Source organism: Hominisplanchenecus sp. (assembly GCF_046967715.1).
Classification (GTDB): Bacteria; Bacillota; Clostridia; order Lachnospirales; family Lachnospiraceae; genus Hominisplanchenecus; species Hominisplanchenecus faecis.
This window is the reverse complement of record NZ_JBKVNQ010000094.1, coordinates 1-5,834: the sequence shown is the minus strand read 5'-3', so window position 1 is coordinate 5,834 and position 5,834 is coordinate 1. Positions and strand designations below refer to the sequence as shown.

The 5,834-nt window shown below is 44.2% G+C and carries 5 protein-coding genes; all 5 read left to right on the top strand.

What is annotated here, in order from left to right; translation table 11 throughout:
* Positions 1 to 398: tyrosine-type recombinase/integrase (locus tag ACLTL4_RS10700; protein ID WP_412320526.1), on the top strand; the 398-nt coding region annotated here is incomplete at its 5' end.
* 214 nt (positions 399 to 612) lie between these two features.
* Entirely contained in the window at positions 613 to 3,204 is a 2,592-nt protein-coding gene (clpB, locus tag ACLTL4_RS10695; protein ID WP_412290731.1) for an ATP-dependent chaperone ClpB, read from the top strand.
* An 87-nt stretch (positions 3,205 to 3,291) separates the two neighbouring features.
* Positions 3,292 to 3,465 (top strand): DUF4250 domain-containing protein, encoded by a 174-nt coding sequence (locus ACLTL4_RS10690; RefSeq protein WP_147631029.1) that lies wholly within the window; start codon positions 3,292 to 3,294, stop codon positions 3,463 to 3,465.
* Between the two features lie 69 nt (positions 3,466 to 3,534).
* A complete protein-coding gene (locus tag ACLTL4_RS10685; RefSeq protein WP_412290733.1) occupies positions 3,535 to 4,419 on the top strand; it encodes a DMT family transporter in 885 nt (294 codons plus the stop codon).
* A gap of 235 nt (positions 4,420 to 4,654) precedes the next feature.
* Positions 4,655 to 5,656, top strand: a complete 1,002-nt coding sequence (locus ACLTL4_RS10680) for a fibronectin type III domain-containing protein (RefSeq protein ID WP_022118949.1) — start codon at positions 4,655 to 4,657, stop codon at positions 5,654 to 5,656.
* The last annotated feature ends 178 nt before the right edge of the window (positions 5,657 to 5,834 follow it).

The window sequence follows — 5,834 nt, the reverse complement described above, 5'->3', positions numbered from 1 at the left end:
AACAAAGGAAAATCAATTTTATGCTTGCAAAGGATAAGAGCATTGAGGTGGACGGATATTCGGGTTTTGTCTTTACTGCAAAATCGGGTAGACCACTTATGCCAAATGCTGTAAATAGTGTTCTATACAACATTGTAGACGCATATAACAAAACTGAAGTAGAACGGGCAAAAAAAGAGCATAGGAAAGCAGAACTGTTACCAAAGTTTTCAGCTCATGTCATGCGTCATACCGCCTGCACCAGAATGGCAGAGTGCCGTATGGACGTAAAAGTTCTTCAATATATTATGGGACACGCTCATATAGATGTAACAATGGAAGTGTATAACCATATTGGAGAGATGACAAGGATTGAAAAAGAGATTGCAAGACTGGATAGCATGGTGTTAAACGCTTGACACCATAAAAAGAAAAATTGGTGTCAAATTGGTGTCAAAACAGAAAAAATCACAATTTCAAAAGAAATAAGATACTGCAAACCATTGATTTTAAAGGGTTTGCAAAAAAATAACAAAAAAATTAGCACTCACCTCTTGACAGTGCTAACAAATGGTGTTATATTCTCGATATAACAAAGAAACATATAACATCTGGCAAACAGGAGGTGTTTTTATGAATATCAGTAAATTTACACAGAAGTCCATCGAGGCAGTGAACAGCCTTGAGAAACTGGCGTATGAATATGGCAATCAGGAGATCGAGCAGGAGCATCTGCTTTATGCCCTGTTAAAACAGGAAGACAGTCTCATCCTCAAGATGATCGAAAAGATGGAGATTGATAAAACGTACTTTACCGATGCAGTTGAGTCTGCACTTGAGAAACGTACCAAGGTTTCCGGCGGACAGGTTTATATCGGTCAGTATTTAAATAAAGTACTTGTTCAGGCAGAGGACGAGGCAAAGGCTATGGGAGATGAATATGTTTCTGTAGAGCATTTGTTCCTGTCCATGATCAAGAATCCAAATCCGGAGATCAAGAAACTGTTTCAGGAGTTCGGCATTACAAGAGAACGCTTCCTGCAGGCACTTTCCACGGTCCGCGGCAACCAGCGTGTGACGACGGACAACCCGGAGGCAACTTATGATACGTTAAATAAATATGGCCAGGATCTGGTGGAAAAAGCAAGAAATCAGAAACTGGATCCGGTGATCGGACGAGATGCGGAAATCCGTAATGTGATCCGTATTCTTTCCAGAAAAACGAAAAACAACCCGGTGCTGATCGGTGAACCTGGTGTCGGTAAAACGGCAGCTGTAGAGGGTCTGGCACAGCGTATCGTCCGCGGTGATGTTCCGGAAGGACTGAAAGATAAAAAGATTTTCTCACTGGATATGGGAGCACTGGTAGCAGGTGCCAAATACCGTGGCGAGTTTGAAGAACGACTGAAAGCCGTTCTGGAAGAAGTGAAAAAGAGCGAAGGTCAGATCATTCTCTTTATCGATGAGCTGCACCTGATAGTCGGAGCCGGAAAGACAGACGGAGCGATGGATGCCGGCAATATGTTAAAGCCAATGCTGGCACGAGGTGAGCTGCACTGCATCGGTGCGACAACGCTGGATGAGTACCGTCAGTACATTGAAAAGGATGCTGCACTGGAGAGAAGATTCCAGCCGGTTATGGTAGACGAGCCGAGCGTAGAAGACACGATTTCCATTCTGCGTGGACTGAAAGACCGCTATGAAGTTTATCATGGCGTAAAAATCACAGACAGTGCACTGGTAGCGGCTGCAACGCTTTCTCATCGTTATATTTCCGATCGTTTCCTGCCGGATAAAGCCATTGACCTGGTCGATGAAGCATGTGCCCTGATCAAGACCGAGCTGGATTCCATGCCAACGGAGCTGGATGAACAGCGAAGAAAAATCATGCAGATGGAGATCGAGGAAGCTGCCCTGAAAAAAGAGACCGATAAATTAAGTGCCGAGCGTCTGGAAAACCTGCAGAAGGAGCTGGCAGAACAGCGTGAATCTTTTGCAGGCAAAAAAGCTCAGTGGGATAACGAGAAACATTCTGTTGAAAATCTGTCCGTGCTGCGTGAAAAGATTGAAAATATGAACAAAGAGATCGAAAAAGCACAGAGAAGCTATGATCTGAACAAAGCAGCAGAGCTGCAGTACGGCGAACTGCCGAAACTTCAGAAACAGCTGGAAATTGAAGAAGAAAAGGTAAAAAGCAAAGATCTGTCGCTGGTACATGACCGTGTAACAGACGAAGAGATCGCAAGGATCATTTCCAGATGGACCGGCATCCCGGTTGCAAAACTGACCGAAGGTGAGCGTACCAAGATCCTGCATCTGGATGATGAACTGCACAAACGTGTCATCGGACAGGAAGATGGTGTCAGAAAAGTGACCGATGCGATCATCCGTTCCAAAGCTGGTATCAAAGATCCGACCAAGCCGATCGGTTCGTTCCTTTTCCTTGGTCCTACCGGTGTCGGCAAGACAGAGCTTGCAAAAGCTCTGGCAGCAAGTATGTTTGATGATGAGCAGAATATGGTGCGTATTGATATGAGTGAATACATGGAGAAATATTCTGTGTCCCGTCTGATAGGAGCACCTCCAGGATATGTAGGATATGAAGAAGGTGGACAGCTGACAGAAGCAGTCAGAAGAAAACCGTACTCAGTTGTACTGTTTGATGAGATCGAGAAAGCACATCCGGATGTCTTTAACGTACTGCTTCAGGTACTGGATGACGGACGTATCACCGATTCCCAGGGCAGAACCGTAGACTTTAAGAATACGATTCTGATCATGACTTCTAACATTGGTTCGTCTTATCTGCTGGATGGCATTGAGCCGGACGGAAGCATCCGTCAGGAGAGCCAGGATCTGGTCATGAACGACCTGCGGGCACATTTCAGACCGGAGTTTTTAAACCGTCTGGATGAAATCATCATGTTCAAGCCGCTGACAAAAGAAAACATCGGCAATATCGTTGATCTGATGATGGCAGATCTGAACCGCAGACTCGCAGACCAGGAGATCAGGCTGGAGTTGACGGATGAGGCAAAAAGCTATATCATAGACGGTGGTTATGATCCGGTCTATGGTGCGAGACCTCTGAAACGTTTCCTCCAGAAAAATGTGGAGACACTGGCAGCAAGGATGATCCTTTCTGGAAATGTACAGACAGAAGACACCATCGTGATCGGTCTCAAAGACGGAAAACTGGCAGCGGAAGTAATGAAAGTCGAATGATGTGATAACGGGACAGAGATGTCAGGCTGGCACAGAGATTGGAAGTGACGCTCCGGAATTCCATAAGTATGCAAAAAGGAGTAAAGTATGATTCCAAAAGATCCGATGATATTGTTGAGCTATGTAAACACACAGCTGCGTGATTATTATGAATCACTGGAGGCACTGTGTACCTGCCGCGGACTGAACCGGCAGAACCTTCTGGAGAAAATGGACAGCATAGATTATCACTACGATGAAAAAACAAACCAGTTCATCTGAAAATTGCGAGAGTTACTTTGTGACGGAGCAATTCGTGGGCATCTCTTTAGTATTACAAAGGAAAAATAAATGAAAAAAACAATTGCAATTTTCGCACTGTTCCTGGCGGCATTCACCTGGGGCAGTGCCTTTTGCGTGTTAAAAGACACGCTGGAGAATGTCTCTCCGATCTGGCTTCTGGCCTTTCGTTTTCTGCTGGCGGGTATCATTATGACTCTGGTCTGTATCCCGAGAATGAAAAAAATGAGCATCCGCACGTTAAAGCGTGGCATCATCATGGGCATTGTCCTGTATTTTGAATTTCTGTTCTTTACGGTCGGACTGCAGTACACGACCTCTTCCAAATCTTCCTTTATTATAGGATCTTATGTGGCGATCCTGCCGCTTATTTACTGGGTGATCCGCGGGAAAAAGCCGCAGAGGGCGGATATTCTGGCGGCACTTGTCTGTATTGTGGGACTTGGCTTTATTTTGCTTGGAAGTTTTGACGGGGTCAACAAAGGAGATCTAATCTCGCTGCTCTCGGCAGTGTGTTATGCGATCCATATTGTTGTGACCGGGATTTTTGCAAGGGAAGAGGACGGCTTTCTGTTAAATATGCTTCAGATTGGAACGGGCGGCATTTTGGGACTTGTGGCAGCGATGATCCTGGAGCCACATCCGGCAGCCATGTCCGGCATGAACATCGGAAGCATCGCTTATCTGGCAGTTTTCTGCACGGTTGTGCCGTATTTGCTCAGTGTGTTTGGACAGAAATATGTGAAAACTTCCACAAGCGGCGTGATCCTTTCTTTTGAGAGCGTATTTGGATGTATTCTCTCAATCCTGATTCTTAGAGAACGTCCGGGTGTGCGGTTTGTGATCGGTGCAATGCTGATGATGTGTTCCTTTTTGATTGTGGAAAAAATTTCCTTGCCATTGCCGAAAAGAGTAGCGGTGAAAGCAGAAAAATGATATAATGAGTCAAAGGGACAAATGGACACAAAACGGATGCTTGCATACGTGTTTGTGTCTATGGGGACCGCAAAAACATGAGAAAGCAGCCATTTTTGTAAAAAAATGAGCGGATTTCGAATGTTTTCGTGATTTTGAGAGTGCAAGGCACGGAAAAATCACGTATGACTCATTGAGTTAATTTTAGAAAAAGTTCAGAACCCAAAACCACAACACAAGGCAAAGGAGGAAAAACATGATAAAAAAAGGAAAAAAACTTAGTATGATGCTTCTTACGGCAATGATTCTGGCAGCAGGAAGTGTCGGAACTGTAGCAGGAACCGGAGCGAAACAGGTACAGGCAGCAGAGAATGCATATTATTATGTGTCACTGGGGAATCTTCAGCAGACAGCCATGACTAAAAACAGTGCAAGTATCACTTGGGAACAGACATATGCAAGCTCTATGAATACACTTACAACAGAAGGATATAATATTTATCTTGGAGAAAGTTACAGTGATATGAAGCTGGTTGGAAAATCCAAGACACCATCCTATACACTGACCGGACTGAAAGATGGTAAGCGTTACAATGTGCGTGTAGAAGCTTACACATCAAATGGAACAAAAACAAGTTCACCGGTAAGCGGACAGGTTGAGACAATCCCGGCAGCCGTCCATAATTTCAGACAGGAGCGTTGGTGGTACTTTATCAACAAGCTGGAAGTAACATGGGATAAAGTTGAGACTGCAGATCGGGTGGAAGTGACCCTGTATAACAGCAAAGGCAGACGTGTCGGCAAGACACAGAAACTGAACAGCTATGCTTACAGTGCATCTTTCGATAAGATGAAAGATGAAGTTTACACGGTAACCATTCAGGCTTTCAAGACGGTAAATGGAAAGACTTATGCTACACCGAAGGCAAAGATCCAGTGTTTCAACCAGGCACGTATCAAAGAGACAAGCATCAAGGTGAAAAAAGGCAGCCTGAGCTTCCAGTGGGGAAAAGTCGGCGGAGCAAGCGGATATGATGTGTATATCTCCACAAAGCCGAAAAAAGGTTATAAAAAAGTAAAATCGGTCGGCAAGAACACCACAAAGCTGACCATCCGTAAATTTAAAGGCAAAAAGATCAACCCGAAGAAGACTTACTATATGTATGTAGAAACCAAAAAGAAAAACGGCTCCAAGGTCAATAAATCCGGAAGACTCTACTACTGGAATACAAAGAGCAAAAACTTTGGTTATTTCTAAGAAATTGTATAACCGTTCCATAACTTCACAGTCAGGAAATCTTGACAGAAAAACCGTCGTATGTTACGGTAGAAATAAGCGTTAAAAGCTGTTGGGGGCAAAAACTTGCTCCCAACAGCTTATTATACAGGAGGCAGAAATGGATAAAAAGAAATTTTATATGACAACTGCGATTGCC

Excerpts from the sequence above, each read along its gene's own strand:
- ACLTL4_RS10685 (WP_412290733.1), top strand. The coding sequence starts at position 3,535 with ATGAAAAAAACAATTGCAATTTTCGCACTGTTCCTGGCGGCATTCACC.
- clpB (WP_412290731.1), top strand. The coding sequence starts at position 613 with ATGAATATCAGTAAATTTACACAGAAGTCCATCGAGGCAGTGAACAGC.
- ACLTL4_RS10680 (WP_022118949.1), top strand. The coding sequence starts at position 4,655 with ATGATAAAAAAAGGAAAAAAACTTAGTATGATGCTTCTTACGGCAATG.
- ACLTL4_RS10690 (WP_147631029.1), top strand. The coding sequence starts at position 3,292 with ATGATTCCAAAAGATCCGATGATATTGTTGAGCTATGTAAACACACAG.